The sequence below is a fragment of the Pseudoalteromonas sp. S2893 genome (assembly GCF_005887105.1).
Classification (GTDB): domain Bacteria; phylum Pseudomonadota; class Gammaproteobacteria; order Enterobacterales; family Alteromonadaceae; genus Pseudoalteromonas; species Pseudoalteromonas atlantica.
Window position 1 is genome coordinate 41,395 of sequence record NZ_PNCY01000012.1, and the last position, 24,614, is coordinate 66,008.

Below are 24,614 nucleotides of genomic sequence, written 5' to 3' on the forward strand. Positions count from 1 at the left end.
AATTACTCTTATTATTTTGGAATATAAACACTTAACCGCGCCCCTAATAAATCCGACTCACCAATCTCTAAACTACCACGGCAGGAGTCTAAATTGGTTTTTACTAAGTACAAACCAATACCGTGCTGCGCCCCAGACTTAGAACTAAATTGAGGCGTAAAAATGACTTCATGATCAGAGCCTAAACCAAACCCTGTATCTTCCACGTCAAACAATAAAGTTTGACTGGTTTCGTCAACTGTTACCCTTACTTTAGCAGGGCGAGTATCAGATGCTCTAATAGCAGCTTCAATGGCGTTATCTATTAAATTGCCTAAAATAGAAACCACTCGTTCAAGCATATCCTTACGTTCTATAACACCAAGCAAACTATCTTGGTTAAGCTCAAGAGCAACATTAAGCTCTCGTGCTTTGTGGTATTTTCCCACCAATAAACCAGCTAATACGGGGTCTTGAATCCGCTCAAGTAAGTTGTGAATTTGTGCTTGAGACCCCTGACTTTCCTGCCCTATAAGTTCAATTGCTTGCTCGTTTTTGCCCATTTGAACTAAAGCACCAATTAGGTTTAATTTATTCGAGTAATCATGTGTTTGAACACGAAGTAACTCAGCAAATGCTTGTACTTTTGTTAGCTGCTGACTTAAATATTCCAGTTCATCAGACGGGCGCATACTGAGCAAAATACCATCATCCTGACCTTGAACTTGTAAAGAAAACCGCGACAAAATAATTCGTTTATCTGCAGCAAATAACTCAAACCCAACAATTTTGCGGCTTTGATTGCGCAGTAAAAACTCAGCATGCTCAGGCAATAGGTCTTCTAGAGTAAGGTTTTTATGGATTGTAGATGTAGGCTTATCAAGAATTTCGCAGGCACGTTGATTTAGTTTACGCACGGTTCCATCAGGCTCCAGTGCAATAATGCCGCTACGTACAGTATTTAAAATAGCATCCTGCTCTGAAAATAATCTTGCTATTTCATCTGGTTGCAAACCAAATATAGCATTACGTACTCGTTGACCAATATAAACCGCGGCAATAATACTTAAACCAACAAGCATCAGCCCCCAAATAAGTATTTCAGCACTACGAGATAAAATAAGCGGATCAATTGATTGCACCAAAAAACCAACAGACACTAGGCCTATAATTTCATTGTTAGCATTATATACAGGTACTTTACCGCGAATTGACTCCCCCATGCTGCCATGAGCTACCGATATATAGCGCTCGCCTTGAAGGGCTTCCTGACTATCACCTCCAACCATAGGTTTGCCAAGTTTGTGCTCATCAGGGTGTATAATACGCAGTGCATTAATATCGCCAACTACTATAAAATCAGCGCTTGTTAGCTCCGTAAGGCTCTCTATTTGCAAATTAAATGCTGTTAAATCACCTTTTCCCTCTAACGCATTTATTACATCAGTTCGTGTTGCGACACTACTTGCTACAGAGAGTGCTTTATCACCTATGTGATTATGTAAACTTTGCGCCGTAAGCTGATACACCAACGCCCCAAACAATATTGCTTGTAAAACACATAGCCCAGTTACCCAAATAATTAAACGTGTTTCTAATCTTTTAGGTTTTTTTACCATGCTCTGCAATGGGCTTGGTTTGTTGGTGTTTGTCATTAACGTCCTTATTAAGCTTGTTCTTGCTGTAACCTAGAAGCTGTTTTATCCGCACGGCGCTGCTTCAAATAATCTTTTAATGGGAACAACAACACTAAAATAGAAAGTATAAAAATACTTAATGTGAGTGGCCTATCCCATAAAAAGCTTAAAGAGCCATCCGAAATCATCATTGAGCGACGAAAGTTTCGCTCAATCATATCGCCTAAAATAAAGCCAAGTAACAAAGGAGCCATTGGAAAGGCCAATAGGCGTAATATTAACGCAACCAAGGCAACACCAACCATCATAAATAAGTCGAATGTGTTAAACGACACCAAGTACACGCCAATTAAACTAAAGAACAAAATCATAATGGTTAATACCGACTTTGGCATTGCCAATACTTTTGCAAAATAAGGAATAAGAGGTAGGTTTAAAATCAATAAAACAATGTTGCCAAAGTACATGCTTACAATGACAGACCAAAATACACTTGGGTTTTCTTGCATGAGCATAGGGCCTGGCTGAATACCATACGCTATTAATGCTCCTAGCATTATGGCCGTCGTGCCAGAGCCAGGAATCCCCAATGTTAATAAAGGTACAAATGAGCCTGTGCATGCTGCATTATTTGCAGACTCAGGAGCGGCAAGACCACGTAAAGAGCCTTTCCCAAATTTTTCTTTTAGGCCTTTAGGTGCCAAATTTCGCTCAGTGGCATAGGCCATAAAGCTTGCAATAGTGGCTCCTGCGCCAGGTAAAACACCTACAATAAATCCTAAAAATGACGAACGGCCAACAACCGGCGCCATATCTTTAACTTCGTCTTTTGTTAATTTAGTTGAACCTATTTGCGGCGTATCTGAATCATTAAGACTTTTAGCGTCTTTCTTCTCTGGCTTAACAACATTAATTAATGCCTCAGCAAGTGCAAACGTTGCCATTGCAATTAATAAAAAGCTAATACCATCGAGTAAGTCGGCTTGTCCAAAGGTAAATCGCTCGGTTCCCGAGGATGGATCTATACCTACCGTTGCCAGCATTAAACCAAATACTGTCATCATCATTGCTTTTAAAAATTGGCCTTTATTTGAAAATGCAGCAATAGCTGTTAAACCTAAAAACATTAGCACAACATAATCAGGAGATTGAAAACTCAATGACACCTTTGCTAGTAGAGGTGCGGCAACCATAAGTAGTATGGCGCCTATAGTTCCACCTATAAATGAGGAGTAAGCGGCAATAGCCAAGGCTTTACCAGCATGCCCTTGCTTTGCTAACGGATAGCCATCAAAAGATGAAGCCACCGTACCAGCCACCCCTGGCGCATTTATTAAAATGGATGATGTAGAGCCACCAAAAATAGCGCCATAATAAACCCCAGCCATTAAAATCATCCCTGAATCAGCACCTATGCTGTAAGTAATAGGGATCATCAATGCAATAGCAGTTATTGGCCCAAGCCCAGGTAACATACCAATAAAAGTACCCACCAAACAGCCTGCTATCACGTACATTAAATTATTAAAGTCGAGCACGGTCGACAAACCAAGCATAATTCCATCAAACATAACTTAACTCCATAAATCGCCCGGAACCAAGTAAATACCTAATACTTGAGTCATCAAAAACCAAAACACTACGGCAACAGGAATAGAGGCAAACAATAGAATCTTCTTGCGCCTTTCACCCATTACAAAAAAACCCGCTAATAAAAAGGCGCTGGTCGAGATTAAAAAGCCAACAGGCTCCAACATTGCACTATAAATCACCATTAAAACTAATAAGCCTAAAGTTCGTACGACATGCGACTTTTCTAGAGGCTGGTTTTCTGCCGCTTTTTCGTTTGGCTTAAGCAAAGTAGAACCGATAGAAAGCAAGCACACCACAATGCCAAAAGCTGCGTATACTTTTGGTAATGTAGCAGAAGTAACCGTTTCGTATTCTTCAAATGGTAATAGTGGAATTTGCCACGCCACAATGGCGTAGAGTGTAAATAGCGCCAAGAATAAACTTGGCCCTAGTAGTTCGCGATTCATCATAAAAACCTCGATTAATCCGCTTTACGAATAAAGCCAAGCTCTTGCATTGCCACTTTAAGCTGCGCTTCTTGTTTTTCGAGTGACTGGATAAATTCATCTTTTTCTTGAAAGAGATTTAACCAGCCATTTCGTGCGCGAACAGTTTCCCACTCAGGAGTTGATTGTAATTTACGAAGTTTCTCGGTGTATTGAGCAAGTTTATCGGCAGGTAAATTAGGAGCAGCAAAAAAGCCGCGCCAATTAACAAACTCCATATCGTAACCCATCGACTTTAACGTAGGTATTTTAGGGTAATCCGCTAAAGCTTCTGGCGATGTAACTGCTAACACCCTCGCCTGCCCGCCATTTGCAACTTCTAACGCCTCGCTTAAACCGGTAGAAAGTAAGTTTACTTCACCAGAGAGTAAACCAGCTTTTGCTTTACCACCGCCATCGTAAGGAATGTAACGAATTCTGCGGCCATCAACCCCGCCTGCTTTAGCCGCTTGTGCAGCAACTAAGTGATCCATACTGCCACGGGCAGAACCACCCGCTACTTTAATTGAGCTTGGGTCTTCTTTAAGCGCTTTAATAACATCCTGCCAAGTTTTATAGGGCGAATCGTTACGAACAACAAAGGCACCAAAATCAGCAATCATATTGGCTACGGGTGTTAAATCTCGGTAGCTATAGGGAATTTTCCCCGTTAAGGCTCGCAATACAATAGGCGTTGAATTAACCATTAATATATCGCCTTTTTTAGTACCTGATTCTATTAAGTAGGCAATGGCGCGCCCGCCGCCACCGCCCGACATATTCTGAAAAGACGCATTATTATCAATGCCTGCCTTTACTAAACCTTCACCTACACCGCGCGCAGTTGTATCCCATCCGCCACCTGGGCCTGCTGGTACTAAAAAGTGAATATCGGCCAATGCCATAGGGCTGCTTAGTACTAATGATGCCGCTAATAATGTTGTTTTAACTGACTTAAATAATTTCATTGTGTGTCCCCTTAAAATAAATACTGCATACGTGCACTAAAGCCCATACCAGAGTCTTCATCACCTACAAGCGCAGCGGTACCTGGGCCATCTACATCGCTGTAGATAAGATTGCCCATAAATTTAATGTCACTACTAACGTAATAGCTTGTACCAAGTGTGTAGGTAGTTACTTCGCTACCTTGGTTTTTACTCGTTGCATCCATTTGCGAAACTCGAGCAACTAACTCCCATGCATTTTTAATATTTTTAGGTTGTACAAATAGTGCAGAGCCAGCTTTATACTGTCGTTGCTCACCCCCTAAAAAGTAACTTGCTGAGATATGAAAGCCGTCAAAACGTTCGCCATCTAGATCATCGCTGCTATTGAGCGCATCTAAAGCACGGCTTGCATATTCTGCCTCTAATGTTAAAGAGTCAGCCTGAAAAGCAAATTCAAGCCCAGACTGCGATAAGCTATCCAGTGCTACCGCTGTGCCGCCTGTAGCATAATTAACAAGGCGTACATTAGTTTCGCGCACTTCACCACGCGCAAAACGTTCGCCTAGTTCATTGCCACCCATATCACGGTATGTATGCCATGCACCTAAATGAATCACGTCACCAGGTGCTGCACTTGACCACGTAGCACGCCCTGTAATAGCAAGCGTTAGACGGTCGTTTTCATCGTTACCCGTTGCACCAAAGGCATCATTTTTATAAACCCCAACGGCATATCGAAAGCCTGAGTCTTTAAAGTATTGATAAGCAGATACGCCCCAACGGAAAAAAGGCGAGAAAGTATTAGCAAGCGTACTACGCTCAATAGTATTAATATGCTTTGAGCTAGTAAGTGCGTTTAGCGACATGTCTTCACGGATTTTACCCGCTTTAATTTTAAGACCGTTTTTAAAGGCGTAACGCACGCGGGCAAGTACAATTTCGGCATCCCCTTCGCCAAATTCTAAAAGTAATTTGTGATCCCAGTTTCCATGCTCGCTCTCTACGTAGGTACGAATACGACGAGGGAAGAAGTCGCTCCCACCTGAGCCATCATTGCCTGCGTTATAGGCACCTTCAAAATAGTTGTAATCAAGCTGTACTCGTCCTCCAAACTCCAAATTAAAGCCACTTGATGTTTTTAAAGAGTTAACTTCTTTTTGCAATGCATCTAATTGTGCTTGTAGTTTTTGAGTATCGTTATCGGCTAAAGCTGATGTGCTAGCCAACGCTGCTGTAATTGCTAAAGCGAGCTGTGTGTTACTTGCTTTCATTATTTTCTCCACGCTGTGTTTGTATCTTTATTGTCAGGTAGATAAGCGACGACAAACTGCTATCTAAAGCGCAGCTTATTGTTAACGTGAAATTAACGAAATATTTTGAGGGAAAGGTGCATTGATGACGGTAAAGTACATTTTGTTCATAAAAACCATGAACAAAATAGACATAAACAAAAATTAATAAGAAGGGTAGTGAAGTACACCTATGCGATGACTAAAAAACGCACTTAATAAAATAAGAATTATTTGCATTTAGGTGTTGACAGTTTATTAGATCTAACTGATAATCAATATCAACAAGACGGGAATGCATACCCACTTGTGACGGAATGAACTAATTTGTTTCTCGACCCTGAAACAACGTGTGGCGCACGTAAACAGCTATGGTTACTTGTTATGAACCGCAACGCCCCTTGATGTTGATGATAAGTAACCGCCCTACTATTTTACTTGCTACATTGCTCATATCGGTGACGGTAGATATGAAACTAAAAAAGCCCTTACGGGCTTTTTTTATGTCTGTAATTTAGTAAGTAACATACTCACATAAATTCATATATTAACGGCGGTTTTTACGTGCACGTGCACGGCGCTGTTTTTTCTCTTCTTCTTTAGCGGCTTTTTTGGCCTCTGCAGCGGCGCGTAAGCCAGCTACCATAATTTCTTCTTCTTCACGCATGGCTGGGGTTTCCATGGTAATACGGCCGATAATCCCATCACGTAATTCGTTAATCAGTATTTCAGACATTTTATAGGTGTCTATTTGGTTACCGCCACGAATACAACCACGCTTTTTACCGGCCATTTCTACAAACTCCCAGTCACTTTCTGGCAGTTCATCTATTTTATAGCGTGCTTTTAAAAGCTCTGGGTAGGCTTTTAATAAATACTCTGCGGTATAACTTGCCACATCTTCGTATTCAAGCGCTGTATCACGTATTGCACCGGTGGCACCTAAACGATAACCCGAGTTCTCGTTTTCTACTTTAGGCCACAGCATACCTGGTGTGTCGTAAAGCATAATGCCGTCTTCTAGCTTAATACGTTGCTGCGCTTTTGTTACCGCAGGCTCGTTACCCGTTTTTGCAACTATGCGGCCAGCTAATACGTTAATTAACGTTGATTTGCCCACATTTGGAATACCCATGATCATGGCTTTAATTTGCTTATCGGCGCCCACTTTGTGTGGCACCAATTTTTTACAAAGCTCATTAATGCGGTGCACCTCAGCGGCTTTATCATGGCCAAACGCAATCGCTTTTACGCCACTTTCTTGCTCAAAATAGTCTTTCCACGCTTGGGTCATTTTAGGGTCGGCTAAATCTGCCTTATTTAAAATTTTGATGACCGGTTTACCTTCACGAAGCGTAGTTACCATAGGGTTTTCACTACTGTAAGGAATGCGTGCATCAAGCACTTCAATGATCACATCCATTTGCGGCATTATTTCTTTAATCTCATTACGGGCTTTATTCATGTGCCCAGGGAACCACTGGATAGCCATTTTTAACTCCTAACATATAATTTGACGCTATTTTAACTGGCAATTCATTTAATTGCGCTATACTGGCGCAAATTTTTTTAGATTAGATATTATGGCTCTTAAATCTACCATTATTAAAGCGCAATTATCGTTAAGCGATATGGACCGCCACGTGTACCAAGATTTTAATTTAACGTTGGCACAGCATCCCTCTGAAACCGAGCAACGCTTGATGATTCGCTTATTAGCCTATGCGCTAAATAGTTGTGATGGCTTAGAATTTACCAAAGGCTTAAGTGCCGACGATGAACCTGAGCTTTGGCATGTAAACTACAGTGAAGAGATAGAGCTGTGGATTGAGCTGGGCTTGCCAGATGAAAAGCGTCTTAAAAAAGCCTGCAATAAAGCTAAAAAAGTGGTGCTTTATACCTATGGCGAAAACAACCAAGCTATTTGGTGGCAAAAACATCAACCTAAATTGTACGATTTTAAAAACTTAAGTATTTTTAGCCTTGATTACGCCGCTACTCAGGCACTTGCAGATTTAGCTGACCGCAATATAAAACTTACCATTACCGTTCAAGATGGTGATGTGTGGGTCAGTTCTGATACGGCTAATATCGAAATAAAACCACAACAGTTAATGTAAATTGTAGGTAAGGGCGTATGAAAATAAACCACGTTATTGTATTACACGGCCTTTATATGTCGGGCTTTGTTATGCGCCCGCTCTGCTCTCGTCTTGAACAGTCTGGAGTTAAAGTACTGAATCTCACTTACAATACGCTCGACCCTAACTTAAGCACCATATTTAAACAAATTGATGAGTTTATTGGTGATGAGCCCTCTGCATTAGTATGTCACTCTATGGGCGGATTAATTGCCCGCGCCTACTTAGAGGCAGGCACGCCAGCGAGTCACCATGTCACTAAAGTGATTACGCTTGGCACACCCCATCAAGGCAGCCACATAGCGCAAAAGATGAAGCAAAAAGGGTTTGAAACCTTTTTAAAAAACAGCGTCGAGTTTTTACTCACTAAAAATGGTAACTGGCCGTTTAAGGCCAAGCTTTATAGTATTGCTGGCGATTTGCCTATTGGGTTAATGCCGTTAATTGTCAAAGGTAGTCAGTCCGATGGCACCGTTTTACTAGACGAAACCAAGCTTAAAGGCATGGCTGAGCATAAAGTGTTTCATTTAAGCCATACCAGTATGATTTACTCTCGCCAAGTGCTTGAGTACATTATTAAGTGCCTTAACGAAGCAGCCTAGTCTTCGCCCGCCTCTGCTATTTTATAACTGATTAAAAATATCACCCCCAAAATAAGTGGCATGGGTGCGGCAATGTAGCCAAACGTGTCGGCATTGGCAAAACTTGCGCCTGCTAAATGCGCCACCAGCCCCAATACAAATGCTATAACGGCTATACCTACCACTATTAACTCTGCTTTATTTTGTTTTACTGTTTTTGCATCCATAATCGCTCTCCAATAAATTTAAGATATTTATTTTGCTTGAGTGAATTATGCGCTACAGCCATAAGCATTTACTGATTTAGATCAATACATCAAATAGCCAATATTCAACCTTGTAGAAAACTTGTTTTAGATCATAATTTATCCATGTTTTGTCTTTATTTTATTGTTAAGGGGTAGAATTTTAATAAATTCAACCCATCTATATTGTATGAGTGATTTATTGCGCTGTACGTTATTAATAGCTAAAACCTATTGCATTGACTGGTTTAAACAATTTTACTAATTAATAGCACTGAGCAATAATGATCATCAGTTCATAAATAAACGGTTCATCAAGGAGCAAGGTATGTCACAGGTAAATGCAATTGGTTTAAACAGCGCAAAAAGCGAAGACATTGTTAAGTCACTCAATACATTGTTGAGCAGCTACCAAATTCAATACATGAATGCGCGCGGTTTTCATTGGAATATTAAAGGCCGTAACTTTTTTGAATTACACATTAAATTTGAAGAGATTTACAATCTTCTGCTTGAAAAAGTAGATGAAATTGCTGAACGTATTTTAACGTTAGATGGCGCGCCACTACATGCGTTTTCTGATTACTTAGAAGTAAGTGAAATTAAAGAAGCTAAAAACATTAGCGATGGTACGGCAGCCGTAGAAAACCTATTAGCTGGCTACAGCACACTAATTAAAATGCAACGTGAAGTACTTACTCAAGCAGGTGATGCAGATGATGAAGGTACAGCGTCATTAATGGGTGATTATATTTCAGAGCAAGAAAAACTAGTATGGATGTTAAAAGCGTACTTAGACTAAGCTAAAAAATAAGCCCTCAAAAGGGGAGGGCTACAAATAGGGAGAATCGTAAATTTCTTTGCGATTCGGATACTATATTAGCGCCCCCTATTGACTAAACAACGCCACTGTTACCAGTGGCGTTGTTTTTGGTTTAAGCGGAGCATAAATAATTTTAAAGCAAACTAGCCCACCCTTTTCGCGCTTGCATTAAAAAGCCCCAGCAACGGCTGGGGCTTTTGTTAATACCAGTTCCTTAATTAAATGAGGCTGGAAAAACTACAATTGTGCAGTATTAACTGCTTAAAATTTACTTCTAAAACCAATATAGAAGGTTTGTCCGATTGGGTCATACGTACCTGCGTCGGTTTCAGTACCTGTGCTTGAGCCACTTACACCTGAAAGTATACGCGGAGGCTCTTTATCAAATAGGTTGTTAGCGCCAGCGTATAGCTCTACCGCGTCACTTATATGATAGCTTGCTTGTACATCGTGGTAGGTTACTGAGCCAATACCCACGCCGCCAGCTGGAATACCAAAGCCACTTAAGAATTGATCATCAAAGTCAGCAGCCCCTATGTAGGTCATGCTCCAGTTAAAATCAAAGTCATCAAGCTTATAGCCTAAGTTCCAGTTAGCTTTGTGCTCAGATGCGCCAATTTCACCTGCAAACTCATCTTTATCCGCACCCGGTAACGGAATAGTGTAACCGTCAATCAAGTAAGTGTATGCAAGGCGAGTTCTAAATGCGCCTGGGCCAATATCGGCAGAGTAAGTTAGTGTTAAATCAACACCTTCAGTTCCTAAGCCACCACTATTTGATACACCACTGTCAATAAACTCAAGTGACCCTGCGCTATTATTACCAGAAGGGCCGCTACGACGAGTTATAAAGCTACAGAAGCTATCGTCACCACCGCCATAACATTGGTCTAGAATAAATTGGCGCGGTGTAGAAACAATCGCATCAGTGATTTCTATATCAAAGTAATCAAGGGTAACGTCAAGGCCCGAAATTAACTCCTCTGGGGTAAATACTACACCCACTGTCACAGAGTCGCCCACTTCTTCTTTTAAGTCTGGGTTACCACGGTTAAAACCACTGATACCCTGTAAATCAGACTGGTTAAGGGTAAACTCACCGTTTGATGCAATATTATTTGCAACACCCGCATCGGCACGACACGCATCACCTACAGCGCCACCGCCACTGTTTGTAACACCTATACATGGATCGTTTAAACCACTTGGGAATGTTTGCGAAGGCGGTGAAAATAACTCATCAATATTAGGCGCACGTGTAGAACGAGCACGGGTAGCACGAAGGCGTAAGCTATCCATCACTTCCCAATCAACACCTACGTTCCAGCTTTCTGTATTACCTACTGTTGAGTAGTCAGATAAACGGACTGCGGCGTTCATTGTTACCGCATCCAGCACTGGAATGTTAGCCTCAACATAGTATTCAGTTACATCAAAAGAACCTTCGGTTGCAGGAATTGCATTACCGGCATTTAAGCCTGCTTGCTGTAGGGCATCAAATTCACTGCGAGAAAACTCTTCGCGGTATTCAAAACCAGCCGCAATACCTACCATACCCGCAGGCAGCTCAAATAAATCACCTGAGACATTACCGCCAATAATTTCTTGCTCTACCGACGTAGAAAGCGTACTTGGCGCACTTACAAAATCAATTGCACCTTGCGATAGTGAATTAAATCCGTAAATGTTTACTGGCGCACAATTAAAGCCACGCGCTGTTGCATCAATACAAATCGCTTCATCGGTAATGCCATCCGCATCTAAATCTTGGCTATCAATTACCGCCTCTAAACCTTGGCGAAAGCTTTGTACATTTACTAAGCCACCTGATACTTGCGACTCTTTCGTTTTACCGTACACATAGTAGGTATCGTAAAACCAGCTGTCGTTAATCTCACCCTGAAAGCCCACAGCTAAGCGGAATGTATCACGCTCTGCACGGGCACCACGGTTACCTACATCACTTAAACGTTTTGCAAAAAAGATATCTCTAGCACCATCACCGTCGGTGTCTGTTGCTGCATTGTAGATATCATCTGGCACAAAGGCATTTCTGAGCATTTCGCCATTTACGTCAAACTCAATTGGCACGCGGCCATTGGCATAAATGTCATCTGAGGCAAACGGAAAAGGCTCTAACTCTGAAATAGTGGTACTAGATGCGTACGTCCCTTCAAAAAAGAAGCTGTGTTTATCTGTTAGCTCGTAACTACCATTTGAGGCAAATAAGTAACGCTCTGTTGGTATAGCAATGGTACGTACGCCGCTTCGGTTAAAGCCGTTGGCATCTATACCGTCACCGCCATTGGTGCTAAACGAGTCTTGTAAGTTGTTGTTTGGATCGTAAGTAAAGCGTGTATCGCCTGCATCAAAACGCCCTTGTGGCGGAAATGATGAGAAAAACGGATTAACGGCTTCAAAAATAGAGCCCGGATTTGCCGCCGGATCGTCTTCAAAATAAATACCTGAAAATTGGTCTACTGCAGAGCGCTCACGATCGCGTGAAAACACAGCTCCTTGGTCTGAGTAGCCTAAGTGGAACATGGCTTGACCTTTGCCATCACCCGTAGTTAAACCCGAGGTAAAAGAAAACTGGCGCGATTCATCATCGCCTTCGCTTGATTCGCCGTATTGGCCTTCAAACTCTACGCCTTCAAAGTCATCTTTTAGTACAAAGTTAACTACACCTGCAACCGCATCAGAGCCATATACTGATGATGCGCCACCGGTCATAATTTCCACGCGCTCAATAAATTGACTAGGAATGGTATTTAAATCAACTGCCGAGCTACCAGGTACACCCGATACATAACGGCGCCCATTCACAAGTACTAAAGTACGGTTTGAACCTAAGTTACGCAAATCAACAGTAGCTACACCCGCGCTTGCCGTTGAAAAGTTAGAGTTAGTACGGCTAATAGCTGGAGAACCAAATGCTGGGTTTTCTAGCAGTAGGTTTTGAATGTTTAAAGAACCCGATGCATCAATTGCCTCGCCACTTACAACCTGTATAGGTGCAGATGACATCGCCTCGGCTGAACGAATACGAGAACCCGTTACTTGCACGCGTTCTATTTTTTCTAGTTCGTCTTCTTCTGCGGCTATACCTTGAAAAGAAAAGCCAGCAAGCACTGTCGCACTAAGTGCTAAAGACAATGAAGATTTTTTAAATGTACGACTATCTAAGTTATTTATTTTTTTCATACTATAATGTCCCTGAAATGTTATTTTTGTAACTGGTTGGTTACAAACATTTCAACATTAAGTGGAATAATTTTAAGACACTATGCGCATTATTTAATAGGCATTTAGTCAGGTACAAACAGCAGGATATATGGGATGAAGGTACTTATCCCAGATTGTTATAAATTAGATTAAATTTTTTTTAACATTTTTTATTAAATACACGGTCTTTATAACTACACACTCTAGAGATGGATTTTTTTATGATTACTTACTTTCATGCACTAATTAGAGTTAGCACGAGCAAATTTGCAACATTCTTAACTCAGCAGGTGCAAGCTCACCGTCACTTTGATTCGCAAACGCAACTGCCCGAGCAGCGTTTAGATCAAATAGATACCTCTCGTTTTAATGTGCTTTTTTACGAATTATCTAATTTAAATGATCCTACTCAAATAGTGCACCTAACTGAATTGGCTAAAACAATGAAAGTGGTGGTGATTGCTAGGTCGGCTGAATTTGCTAATTTTGCGTTTGAAGTCGGCGCAGTCGATTTTTTAACCGTCGATGCAACCGCTTCAAGGCTTGAAAAATGCTTCGATAAGCTTATTCATTTATGCCCATTAGCCACACAAGCCGAGCGCTTGTTTAAAGCCGCATCTGAAAACGAGCAACCCATTGCAGCACATATTGTTGTTAAAGATGTAGGTAAGGTACGTTTAATAGATATTAACGATATTGTATGGATAAACGGTGCGGGTAATTATGTAGAGCTGCACTTTAATGGTAACAGCGCCCCTGTTTTACACCGTGAAACCATGAAAAACATTGAGCAACAGCTAGAGCCTGAAGGTTTTATACGTATTCACCGCTCCACGCTAGTTAGAAAACATGCCATAAAAGAGCTTATGCCAACAGACAGTGGCGACTATAAAGTGAAGCTTAAAAACAATATCTCGTTAAATTTATCAAGAAGGTACAAAAACTGCCTAGAGAGCATTATAAGCCCCGTAGCATAGGGGCTTGTAATTCTATTTACCAGTAGGTTTTAATGTATTCATCGTCTGGGTGTTGATGTAGGTAACTTTCTGAGTCTTTATAAAAGTTAACTTCAATATCGCTGTTGTTCCAGACCTTCTCGAACATATTTTTAGCAATAATGTTTGCATATAAGTAATCTACGCGTTCGTAGCCACGCTCTTTTACGCTGGCAAAGTACGCCTCTAACGAGTCCATGCTATCTACGGTTATTAACTCAAATTCTTCTAAATTAACCACAACACACTTTAGTGCGCCTTTGGGGTGCATACTTAATTCGTTCACCACGCCATTAGTTAGTAAAGTAATTCCTTCATTATTAAAACTACCCATTAGCTTTAAATACATGGTGGGTGGCTGAGAGCAAATATAAAACTCTCCATGTGCTCCAAACATAAATAACCTTTTATATATCAGTGCTTCATTAAAGCTTAATACATTTTGCGTATTTTGCAGTTAATTTATAAGCGCAATAAAAAAGGCCATTTCGAGGGCTTTTTCTTCAAGGCTTTTAAAACGCCCAGATGCGCCGCCATGCCCTGCATCCATGTCGGTTTTGAATACCAGTATATTGTTATCGGTTTTGAGTTCTCGCATTTTTGCTACCCACTTCATAGGCTCCCAATACTGTACTTGAGAGTCGTGCAGGCCTGTGGTGACTAAAATATGCGGGTAATCTTGGGCGCTAATATTATCGTACGGTGAGTACGCGGCTATTACATCATAAAAGTGCTCATCGTTTGGGTTGCCCCATTCATCATACTCGTTAGTGGTAAGTGGAATACTTTCATCTAGCATGGTGGTTAACACATCTAAAAATGGCACATGGCACCCTACACCTAAGTAAAGCTCTGGCGCTTGGTTTAATACAGTGCCCATTAACAAACCACCTGCACTGCCGCCAGAGGCAAATACTTTGTTTTTATCACCGTAGCCTTGCTCTACAAGAGCCTTTGTAATATCAATAAAGTCGCTAAAGCTATTTTGTTTATGCTCTTTTTTACCTTGCTCGTACCAATGGCGTCCTAGCATTTCGGAGCCTCTAACATGTGCAATCGCATACACAAAACCGCGGTCTAGCAAACTCAATGAGGTACTCGAAAAGCTCGGATCTATAGTGTAACCATATGCACCATAGCCATATTGAAACAGCGGGTTAGTGCCATCTTTGGTAAAGGTGTCTTTTCTATAAACTAACGAAACAGGTACTTGCACGCCATCGCGTGCTGTCACGAATAAGCGCTCAGAGGCATAAAGTGCACTATCAAACCCGCCCAGTACTTGCTGCTGTTTTAACAATGTTTTTTTGCCCGTGGCTAAATCAACATCGTACAACGTTCCAGGCGTAGTTAGGCTTGAATAATAAATACGTACCGAGCGTGCCTGTGGCTCGGGGTTCATCGCCACAGCGGCATAGTAACATGGGTCGCTAAACTCAAGCGCCATGCGCTCTTGAGCTTGGTTAATAACAACAAAGCGAGCTTGACCTTGCTCGCGCTCAGTTAATACTAAAAAGTCGTCAAATATCTCTACGCCTTCAAGCAACACATGCTCACGGTGCGTGGTGTGCTCTTGCCACTGCGTTTTATCTGCAATCGTTTCGCTTGTTGCCGTCATCAGTCTGAAGTTTTTAGCTTGCCAGTTGGTTACTATGTAATAAGTATCGTCGTGTTTATCTATATCAAACTCATGCCCTTCTTCGCGCGGTAGTAATGCGTTAAATTCTCCTTGCGGGTTATTGGCATCAAGCACCCAGGTATCGTTTGTTTCGGTGGTGGCCAAATCTATAATAATAAGGCTCTCGTCACGGCTTTTACCCAAGCCCATAAAAAAGCTTTTATCGTGCTCTTCATACACCATAACATCTTGGCTTTGCGCTGTGCCTAGTTCATGCCTAAACACCTGAAAACCCAGTAACGTTTGTAAGTCTTTTTTAACGTAAAATACGGTTTTATTGTCGTTAGCCCAAACAATTTGCCCTTCGGTGTTTTTTAAAACATCGCTGAGCATTTCACCTGTTTGCAGGTTTTTAAAATGTACGCTGTAAATTCTGCGCCCTTCGGTGTCTTCGCTGTATGCCATTAATTGCTCGCATGGGCTTAGCGCGACTTCACCTAGTTCGTAAAATTCATGGTTTTGAGCTAAAGCATTCACATCAAGAAGTAACTGCTTGTTATCGGTGTTAATACTTGTGCTTCTGTAATGACGCGAATACTCATCGTCACCACGTACCTCTGAGTGATACCAGTACTTGCCATCTTTAACCGGCACCGTGTTGTCATCTTTTACGATGCGCCCTTTTAGTTCTTCAAAAATACTGCTTTGAAGTGGTTTTATTGCGGCTAGTTGCTCATCGCAGTATGTATTTTCGGCCGCTAAATGGGCGAGTATTTCTGGGTTTTCGCGCTCATCATCGCGCATCCAGTAGTAGTTATCGGTGCGCGTTTTATTGTGCATAGTTAATTGATGAGGTTGCTTTTTAGCAACAGGAAAACGCGCTAATGATTGAGAAGAAAATTCACTTAAAGACACAACAAAACCGTATAAAAAATAACAATGCAGGCAGTTTATCATAAAAATAAAAAAGCCCACTCATAGAGAGTGGGCTTGAGGTATAAGTCCAAATTTTAAAATTACTGCAATTTTATTCTTGTCATTACACCCATGGGAAGATGGTTTTTATTTTAAAAGCGCTAAGTGACCTTAGTCCAGGCCATTGCCCAGCTTTTTCCGATACCAGGTTCAAAGCTTGGGTCTTTATCATTATTGGTTCTGCAAAATTGGCTAAATGGCCATGCCTTACATTGGTATATATAACCTGTTTTAGGCTGCAGTACGCGAGTCCCCGCGTTGTATTGCTCACCCCCATTAGGGTATACAAAATCATATGCTTGGTTGGTGTACTTAGCGGGGGTATCGCACTTTGCAATGCAATGAAAATCAACCTTTGCCTTGTTAATACCACTACTTTCTAGGGCAAATATTTCGTTATCTCTATAGCCAACAACCAACCCTAGCTTGGTCATTCTACCTGCACTTACCAGTGGCACATGCACGTTTATATACTCAGCAACTAAGCGTGGCCAAGCATGAGGCTCACCTTGTTCTAAAGAGGTGATTTTATAATCAAACGATAAATCAACAAGCACTCCTTGCATGTCTGAAAAGGTTACACTAACCACATCCCCAATGAATAATTGAGTATGATGGTTTAAACAACCTATAGTTGACCATTTTCCACAGGCCAACGACGTATGCATAAACACAGTAACACCTTAAGAGTCACAAAATTTTATCCATATCATATGGATACACAAAAACGACACTGAGGGCAAGCAATACCGTATAAAAATTATGCAGCAGCCCCGCTATCGTAGTTTACACCTTAGACCGGAAACTTTGCGTCTTAGCCTTTCGACTAATTTGCCAACAGAAAAAAGTGATTATAAAACGTGCGCAAAGCTTATTCAAACAAAAGAATGTAACCGAGATTTTTATATAACCCTAAACAACTAAAAAGCCAACTTGTTAAAGTTGGCTTTTAATAGTTTAAGAGGTTTGGTTTATAGGGGCTTTTCGCCTAAATACTTTTCGAAAAGCCATTTTAAATACGCCGCCAATATCGCCTAAAATAATGTACAAGCACGGCACCAATATAAGGGTGATTAGTGTTGCAAACATTACCGCAAAGCCTAGCGCTACTGCCATAGGGATTACAAACTTAGCTTGTAAGCTGGTTTCAAACATTATGGGCAGAACCCCTGCAAAGGTTGTAATAGAGGTTAATAATATTGCCCTAAAGCGTGCACAACCGGCTTCTATTACCGCGTTTTTAACGCTTACACCCTCTCGGCGTACTTGGTTTACGTAGTCGGTCATTACCAGCGAGTCGTTTATTACAACGCCGGCCGCGGCTATTAAACCAAAGCCCGACATTAAGCTAATGTCTAAATCAAACCAAAAGTGCCCCCAAATAGCCCCCGTTAAACTAAACGGAATAACCGACATAACAATAAGCGGCTGGGCATAACTTTTAAGTGGTACAGCAAGCAATATATAAACTAAAATCATGCCGCCTACAAAAAACAGCAGCTGCTCATTAGCTTGCGCTTGTTGCTCTTCTATTGCGCCACCTAGCTCTGATTTAACACTTGGGTATTCTTCTTTAAGTTGTGGCAGTAAGTTTTCTTTTACTTGCGAAACCACTTCGCCTGGCTCTATAGCTTCTTCATCAATACTGCCGTACACATAAACAGTACGATAACCGCCCTCACGGCGAATATAGCTAATACCCGGCGTTTCGGTTAATTCAACCACATCACCTAAAAGTACTTCACGCCCTTGCGGTGTAGTAACTACAGTGTGTTTTAGCGATGAAAACGCTTCGCGAGTCAGTTTAGGGTAGCGTACCATTACTCTTACTTCTTCGCCGTTACGTATTACACGCTGCGCTTCGCCACCATAAAAACTAGCGCCTACTTGATTTGCAATGTTAGCAAGGTCGAGCCCTAAATCGTAAGCTACAGGTTTTAAGCTCATTTGCACTTCTTTGCTAGCAGGGTCAATGGTTGAACTTATATCAAACAAGCCTTTTTGTTGCTGCAATAGCTGAATAAAACGACGGCCTGCCGCATTAAGCGTTTCTATATCAGAGCCAAACAGTAAATAACCAAATTCGCCTTCGCCAGTGCCGCCACCGCCGCCAACATCATCTTCAATAGTGAGTGATTTAATACCGGCAATGGTTGGCATGGCTTCTCGCCAGCGGCGCGAAAGTTCAAACGCGTTATAAGGGCGTAAGTCTTCATCTACTAACGGCGCAAGTAACTGAGACTCCGTTCTGCCTTGGTTAAATACCAGTACATCACGAATTATTTTTTGCCCAAATTCACGCTCTGTTTCTTCATCAACTCTTAACACCATGGCTTCTACTTCACGAATAGCTGCAATAGTTTGTAAATCAGACACATTGTCATTCATTTCTATTTGAATTTGCGGAAAATCATGCGGCACTTTAGGAGTAGGTACTGTGCGTACTTTATTTGATGTGATCAGCGCAATGCTTATAAAAAACATAGCAATAAAGCCAAACAATACTGTCCAACGCCAATCTACACAACGCGATATAAAACGCTTATAAGGGCCATTTACAAAGCCAAAAAAACGGGTATTAAACCTATCGCGCCAGCCCCCTTTTTTAATAGGTGAAAAGTGCGTGTGGGCAATGTGCGCCGGTAAAATAAGTTTTGATTCAACTAAGCTAAATACTAAACACAGCATAACTACTACGGCAATACCGTAAAAAAAGGCGCTTTCTGGCCCGCTTGAAAGTGTAAACGGGGCAAACACCGCAATGGTTGTTAGTACGCCAAATGTAGCAGGGGTTGCTACACGGTTAGCACCACGGACGACGTTTTCAACTCCACCTCCGCTTTTTTCAACCTCAGTATAGGCGGCCTCTCCTATTACTATGGCGTCATCTACCACTATCCCGAGCACCATAATAAAAGCAAACAACGAAATAATATTAATGCTTATACCAAATAAAGGCATTAGCATCATGGCGCCTAAAAAGCACACTGGTAAGCCAATCATTACCCAAAGCGCTAATTTAAAGCGCAAGAATAATGAAAGCATAATAGCGACTAATATTGCCCCTTGAAACAAGTTAGCTTTCATCATATCAAGGCGCGCATTTAGGTAGTACGTCATGTCCATTAATGGCTCTAACCTAACGCCCGGTGGCAGCTGGGTATTTTTTTGTTCAATAAATGCTTTAACCGAATCGGCAACGGGGATCATGTTTTGATCTTGCGTTGCCTTTACCGACATATACACTGCGTTTTCGCCATTAAATTTAAAGTAGCGCTCGCCTTCGGTAAATTGGTCTTTAATAACAGCAATGTCTTGCAACAATACTTTAGCGCCGTATTCGCCTATTTTTACCGGAATTTGTCTAAACTCATCACCAGAGTAATACTGGTTTTCAACCCGAACAGAAATAATCCCTGCATCTGTTGTTAGTTGTCCCGCCGAAAAATTAGCAGAGTAATTACGCACAGCGGTCATTACATCGCTTAGGGTTAAGTTGTATTGGCGCAAAGTGTCTGGGTCGATTTCAATGGCAATTTCATCAAGCGGCACATCGTTTTCTACCAACGACACGTTTGATAGCTGTAATAGCTCATCTTCAATTTGATTGGCAATTGGTTTGAGTTCTGTCAGCGGCAAATCAGCAACTAAGGTCATCCCTATAACATCTTGCCTAAACTCAATCTGACTTATGGTGACCGGTTCCATACCCGCAGGAAAGGTTGCAATACCATCAACACGCAGCTTTACCTTATCAAGTACATCGGTAAGCTCTGCATCAGTGTTAATTTCTAGGCTTGCTCTACCGCCATTTCTAAAGGCGCGGTACACGCCCTTTTTAATTTCGGTCACATCCTTTAGTGATTCTTCAATTTTAATAAGAATGCTTTCTTCAATTTCTTGTGGTGAGGCACCGGGGTAATTTGCCTCAACATTAATGTAGTTAATTTCTACATTAGGAAACATTTGGCGCTGAATGGTTAAGTAGCTAATAATCCCCATGATGATGATAAAAACCATCATTAGGTTGGCTGCAACTGAGTTTTTAGCAAAATAAGCTATTAACCCTGTTTGTTTTTTTTCAATTGATTCGCTCATTAATTTACACCTTACAACTGTTGCGCATCAGCGCTACTTTCGGTGTTTGTATTAGCGTTACTTGGCTCGCCCATGCCAGCCACTTTAACCTGCATGCCTTTTTGTGGGTACTCAGGTAACGTGGTAACCAACTTATCATCGGCGTTAAGTCCGCTGCTAATATAAAAGTACTCGCCTTCTTCTCTCACTACGGTTACTTTGCGCGGTTCAAGCTCTTGGTTTTCGTTAACTATCCACACCGTTTGGTTATTAACTAATGATTGCGGCAAACGGTAAATATTATTAAGCATGGCGCCTGCAAAATTAACCTGCACGTAGCTGCCAAATTTAATAGCCGGTTGCTGTGTTTTTAAGCCGTATGGGTCTTCAATACGTACCACTAAGCTGCTCATACGCGTCGCGTTATCTACAATACCTAGGTCGCGGTCAATCACGCCTTCACGTGTAAAACTGTTTAAACCTTTTTGAATAATAGTGGCCTTAATGCCCTTAATTCGCTCCGGTAAAAATACGCTATCAAAACCAGCAATAGGAATAATAACCTCTGCTGTTTCTATATTATTTAAATCGGCCACTTGTGCGCCCATAGCCACAAACTGGCCTACCCCCACATTACGACTTATCACAAGCGCATCGTAAGGTGCTTTTATATCGCAGTTTTCTAAATCGCGTTGCGCTCTTTTTAATGCGGCTTGCGCCGATTTAACCGCTGCTTGGGCGCTTAGCACCTGCGGTTTACGTAAAAACAAGTCAGTACGTGCCTTACTCGGAAAACGCTTTGCTTCGTCTTCGGCCACTTTTGCCTGCGCTTGCTCTTCAATTAAGGCCGCTTTGGCACGCGCTAAATCGGCTTCGGCTACCAATACGGCTGCTTCGTAGTTGTCTTTTTCAATGCTAATAAGTGTATCGCCACGAGAAACCACGCCACCCGCTACAAAGTTAGGGTGCCAACTAATTACTTCGCCCGACACCTGCGCCGCCAACTGCGTATTTTCTAATGGTTTTATTTCGCCATAGCTGTTTATTATTACTTGATGATTATTAGCTTCTACAGGCTCAACTTGCACGGTGGGGCGTGTATCTACTGCTGTTTTACTTTGATCTTCTTGTGCAATAGCGTTTATTCCCATAAAGCCCACTACACCAATGGCTAATGCTACAAATGGGAACACCCATCTCAGTGAATTTGATTGCATATCCTAATTACCTCATATTTCTACTAACACTATAATAACAGAGCGCAATAAAACATTAACCTGACATTTGTAAGCAACTGTTACAAATCAAATTGGGAACTAAATATAGCTGTGTACCCGTTAACAAACACCTGCTATTCATCGCATTTATTATATTTTGTTACAAACTTTTACTATTTAAAATCAACAAATTACAGGTTTAGGCTATTATTTCATCGAGAAGATGTGCGAACAAATTTTAATTTACGTACAGTCACACTAAATAAATAACAGCGAAAAAGATTATTACAATGAAATTAACAACCCTTGCGCTAACACTTAGTGTAGCGCTTAGCGGCCACGCACTGGCTAGCGATAAAAAAGAAGACAAAAAACCACAAACCCTAAGCGAAATGGTCGAAGGACAAACCGAATTTTCAGGTATTTTTAATTTATACCAAGACCCAAAAACCGGTGAGCACTTAATGGTGATCACCGAATCGCAGCTTAATACCCCTTTTGTATACTTTGCCCATACAGTCGACGGTGTCACTGATGCTGGGCATTATCGCGGTGCCTATAGAGAAACCAAGCTTATTGAGTTTAGAAAATACTTTGACCGCATAGATATAGTTAGCAAAACCCCTCGCTATAAATTTGATCAAAACAGTGCCATTGCCAAAGCAAGCAATGCCAATATTAGCGAAGCCGTTTTAGCCAGCATTAAAATAGAAAAAGAAGAGCAAGGAAAAATAGCCTTTAAGGTCAACAAGCTATTTTTAAGTGAAGCGCTACACAAGGTATCGCCAACGCCAAACCCAGCCGATAAAAAAGCTAAAAAACGCTTTAAAGTGGGTAAATTAAACAGCAAAAAGTCGCGTATTGTTAAGCAGCGTCCTTACCCAAATAACTTAGATGTGGTTGTAGATTACGTATTTAGTAATGCCAGCCCCACCGTGCGTGGTACAAGCGCAGTAAGCGACCCGCGCAATGTCTCTGTAAAGGTGCAGCACTCTTTTGTTGCATTACCAAAAAATGACTATAAACCACGTAAAGATGACGCGCGCATAGGCTATTTCACCAATCAATTTGATCTAATGACCTCGACCGATTGGGCACCATATGAAGATGTTATTAAACGCTGGGACCTACAAAAGAAAAACCCTGATGCTGATCTTTCTGAGCCAGTAAAGCCAATTACCTGGTGGATAGAAAATACCACCCCAGTAGAGTGGCGCGACACAATACGCGGTGCCGTACTTACCTGGAATAGCGCTTTTGAAAAAGCCGGTTTTAAAAACGCACTAGAAGTTAAAGTACAACCCGATGACGCAACCTGGGATGCTGGTGATATTAACTACAACGTATTACGTTGGACTTCATCACCTAAACCGCCATTTGGTGGCTACGGGCCGGCTCTGGCCAATCCGCTAACAGGTGAAATACTTGGCTCAGACATTATGCTTGAGTTTGTGTTTATGAAAAACCGCTGGATTTACGACACGCTTTACACACAAGGCACAATGAGCCACGGCGAAAACCTGCACACAAGTGGCGATTTAAATTGCTCACTAGGCCATGAAATTCAACAAAACCTATTACTTGCCAAAGGCTTAGCAACAGGTGCCTCGATTGATGACAATGAAATGATTCGCCAAGGTTTAACTCAGTTAATTCTTCATGAAGTAGGCCATACACTAGGCTTAAACCACAATATGAAATCGTCTATTTTGTGGGATGAAAAAGAGGTTCATGATAAAACCAAAACCCAAGGCATAGTTACAGGCTCAGTGATGGATTATGCGCCGGCCAACATAGCACCCATTGGTGTGCAGCAAGGCGATATTTTTCAAACCAAGCCAGGCCCTTATGACGACTGGGCTATAAACTATGGCTACAGCACAGCCCTTGAAGATGAAGCCGCAGAGCGCGCACGCCTAAATACTATATTAGCGCGCTCTAGCGAGCATGCGCTTGCCTTTGGTAACGATGCCGACGACATGCGTGCACCAGGTCGCCATATAGACCCACGCGTAATGATAGGCGACCTTTCATCAAACCCTGCAGCCTATGGCGCCGATCGTATGGCGCTAATTAATACGTTATTTACTGAGCTAAAAGATAAAGCCACAGTAAAAGGTGAGTCTTACCAACAGCTGGTTACCTCAGCTAATAGTTTATTTGGCCAATACCGCACGCAAGCGGGCATTGTTTCTCGCCAAATAGGTGGCGTATATGTTGAACGCGCAGTTGTGGGCGACCAGCATGCTGATAAACCCTTTACCCCCGTACCGCTTGAGCGCCAAACACAAGCAATGAACATACTTGCTAAATATGTATTTGCGCCAGATGTACTCACTAGCATGCAACCACTGTATAACTATTTACAGCAACAGCGTCGTGGTTTTAGCCATTATGGTAAAAATGAAGACCCTAAAGCGCACAAAATGATTTTAGGCATGCAAAAAACAGTACTTGCGCAATTGCTGCACCCTGCTGTTATGCTGCGTATTTCAGACACCGCGCTGTACGGTAACGAATATAGCCTAACGCAATTTATGGACGACCTAACTGCCAGTATTTTTGTTGATAGCAAAGAGAGCACGTCTATTAGCCGCAATCTACAAATTGAGTATGTAAATCAGCTTATTGCTATTGCAGGCCTAGGCAAAGCCAGTAAACACGACAATTTGGCAAAAACTGCCGCGCTCTATCAGCTAACGCAAATAGCTGATACAAGCGTAGGATGGGGAGCCGATACAGCAACTAAAGCACATAAAAAGTATATTGATCACTTAATTGCTAAAGCGTTAGAAGCTTAATTAA

At 41.7% G+C, this 24,614-nt stretch carries 18 protein-coding genes and 1 riboswitch; of the genes, 5 read left to right on the forward strand and 13 right to left on the reverse strand.

Annotated features, from left to right (window positions below):
* Nucleotides 1-11: 11 nt before the first annotated feature.
* The 6 genes from CWC04_RS07535 to ylqF form a co-directional block, all read right to left on the reverse strand.
* Nucleotides 12-1,634: an ATP-binding protein gene (locus CWC04_RS07535; RefSeq protein WP_138685048.1), complete on the reverse strand. Its 1,623-nt coding sequence runs from the start codon at nucleotides 1,632-1,634 to the stop codon at nucleotides 12-14.
* Nucleotides 1,635-1,645: 11 nt separating this feature from the next.
* The gene (locus CWC04_RS07540) at nucleotides 1,646-3,187 is read right to left on the reverse strand and encodes a tripartite tricarboxylate transporter permease (protein ID WP_064385956.1); all 1,542 of its coding nucleotides are present in this window, start codon (nucleotides 3,185-3,187) and stop codon (nucleotides 1,646-1,648) included.
* Nucleotides 3,188-3,190: 3 nt separating this feature from the next.
* Nucleotides 3,191-3,658 carry a tripartite tricarboxylate transporter TctB family protein gene (locus CWC04_RS07545; protein ID WP_004587461.1) on the reverse strand — a complete coding sequence of 156 codons (468 nt, stop codon included), beginning with the start codon at nucleotides 3,656-3,658 and terminating at the stop codon, nucleotides 3,191-3,193.
* 11 nt (nucleotides 3,659-3,669) lie between these two features.
* Nucleotides 3,670-4,641 carry a Bug family tripartite tricarboxylate transporter substrate binding protein gene (locus tag CWC04_RS07550; RefSeq protein ID WP_138685049.1) on the reverse strand — a complete coding sequence of 324 codons (972 nt, stop codon included), beginning with the start codon at nucleotides 4,639-4,641 and terminating at the stop codon, nucleotides 3,670-3,672.
* Between the two features lie 11 nt (nucleotides 4,642-4,652).
* Nucleotides 4,653-5,894: an OprO/OprP family phosphate-selective porin gene (locus tag CWC04_RS07555; protein WP_138685050.1), complete on the reverse strand. Its 1,242-nt coding sequence runs from the start codon at nucleotides 5,892-5,894 to the stop codon at nucleotides 4,653-4,655.
* A 565-nt stretch (nucleotides 5,895-6,459) separates the two neighbouring features.
* A complete protein-coding gene (gene ylqF, locus CWC04_RS07560; RefSeq protein ID WP_054983594.1) occupies nucleotides 6,460-7,404 on the reverse strand; it encodes a ribosome biogenesis GTPase YlqF in 945 nt (314 codons plus the stop codon).
* A gap of 91 nt (nucleotides 7,405-7,495) precedes the next feature.
* Between ylqF and CWC04_RS07565 the strand changes: the two genes are divergently transcribed.
* Both CWC04_RS07565 and CWC04_RS07570 read left to right on the forward strand, forming a co-directional pair.
* Nucleotides 7,496-8,032, forward strand: a complete 537-nt coding sequence (locus CWC04_RS07565; RefSeq protein ID WP_024033976.1) for a YaeQ family protein — start codon at nucleotides 7,496-7,498, stop codon at nucleotides 8,030-8,032.
* Between the two features lie 17 nt (nucleotides 8,033-8,049).
* Nucleotides 8,050-8,655 carry a PGAP1-like alpha/beta domain-containing protein gene (locus CWC04_RS07570; RefSeq protein WP_004585990.1) on the forward strand — a complete coding sequence of 202 codons (606 nt, stop codon included), beginning with the start codon at nucleotides 8,050-8,052 and terminating at the stop codon, nucleotides 8,653-8,655.
* On the opposite strand, the gene CWC04_RS07575 is transcribed toward CWC04_RS07570, so the two are convergent.
* Nucleotides 8,652-8,861 (reverse strand): hypothetical protein, encoded by a 210-nt coding sequence (locus CWC04_RS07575; RefSeq protein ID WP_024033977.1) that lies wholly within the window; start codon nucleotides 8,859-8,861, stop codon nucleotides 8,652-8,654. The two genes, CWC04_RS07570 and CWC04_RS07575, sit on opposite strands and share 4 nt — an antisense overlap.
* 346 nt (nucleotides 8,862-9,207) lie before the next feature.
* Here CWC04_RS07575 and CWC04_RS07580 point away from each other — a divergent pair, with 346 nt between their 5' ends.
* Entirely contained in the window at nucleotides 9,208-9,681 is a 474-nt protein-coding gene (locus CWC04_RS07580; protein ID WP_004585992.1) for a Dps family protein, read from the forward strand.
* Nucleotides 9,682-9,963: 282 nt separating this feature from the next.
* On the opposite strand, the gene CWC04_RS07585 is transcribed toward CWC04_RS07580, so the two are convergent.
* A complete protein-coding gene (locus tag CWC04_RS07585) occupies nucleotides 9,964-12,906 on the reverse strand; it encodes a TonB-dependent receptor domain-containing protein (RefSeq protein WP_029772910.1) in 2,943 nt (980 codons plus the stop codon).
* Nucleotides 12,907-13,148: 242 nt separating this feature from the next.
* Here CWC04_RS07585 and CWC04_RS07590 point away from each other — a divergent pair, with 242 nt between their 5' ends.
* Entirely contained in the window at nucleotides 13,149-13,904 is a 756-nt protein-coding gene (locus CWC04_RS07590; RefSeq protein WP_024033980.1) for a LytR/AlgR family response regulator transcription factor, read from the forward strand.
* Between the two features lie 16 nt (nucleotides 13,905-13,920).
* Here CWC04_RS07590 and CWC04_RS07595 read toward each other — a convergent pair whose 3' ends face one another.
* From CWC04_RS07595 to CWC04_RS07615, 5 genes are all read right to left on the reverse strand, one after another.
* A complete protein-coding gene (locus tag CWC04_RS07595; RefSeq protein WP_138685051.1) occupies nucleotides 13,921-14,319 on the reverse strand; it encodes a hypothetical protein in 399 nt (132 codons plus the stop codon).
* Nucleotides 14,320-14,379: 60 nt separating this feature from the next.
* Entirely contained in the window at nucleotides 14,380-16,497 is a 2,118-nt protein-coding gene (locus CWC04_RS07600) for a S9 family peptidase (RefSeq protein WP_502705336.1), read from the reverse strand.
* Between the two features lie 119 nt (nucleotides 16,498-16,616).
* Entirely contained in the window at nucleotides 16,617-17,183 is a 567-nt protein-coding gene (locus CWC04_RS07605; RefSeq protein WP_138685053.1) for a chitin-binding protein, read from the reverse strand.
* A 95-nt stretch (nucleotides 17,184-17,278) separates the two neighbouring features.
* Nucleotides 17,279-17,361, reverse strand: a riboswitch (cyclic di-GMP riboswitch).
* 111 nt (nucleotides 17,362-17,472) lie between these two features.
* Complete coding sequence (locus tag CWC04_RS07610; RefSeq protein ID WP_064385951.1) at nucleotides 17,473-20,613, reverse strand: efflux RND transporter permease subunit; 3,141 nt, start codon at nucleotides 20,611-20,613, stop codon at nucleotides 17,473-17,475.
* Between the two features lie 11 nt (nucleotides 20,614-20,624).
* A complete protein-coding gene (locus CWC04_RS07615) occupies nucleotides 20,625-21,809 on the reverse strand; it encodes an efflux RND transporter periplasmic adaptor subunit (RefSeq protein WP_054983590.1) in 1,185 nt (394 codons plus the stop codon).
* Nucleotides 21,810-22,099: 290 nt separating this feature from the next.
* Here CWC04_RS07615 and CWC04_RS07620 point away from each other — a divergent pair, with 290 nt between their 5' ends.
* Nucleotides 22,100-24,610: a zinc-dependent metalloprotease gene (locus CWC04_RS07620; protein ID WP_138685054.1), complete on the forward strand. Its 2,511-nt coding sequence runs from the start codon at nucleotides 22,100-22,102 to the stop codon at nucleotides 24,608-24,610.
* Nucleotides 24,611-24,614 lie beyond the last annotated feature (4 nt).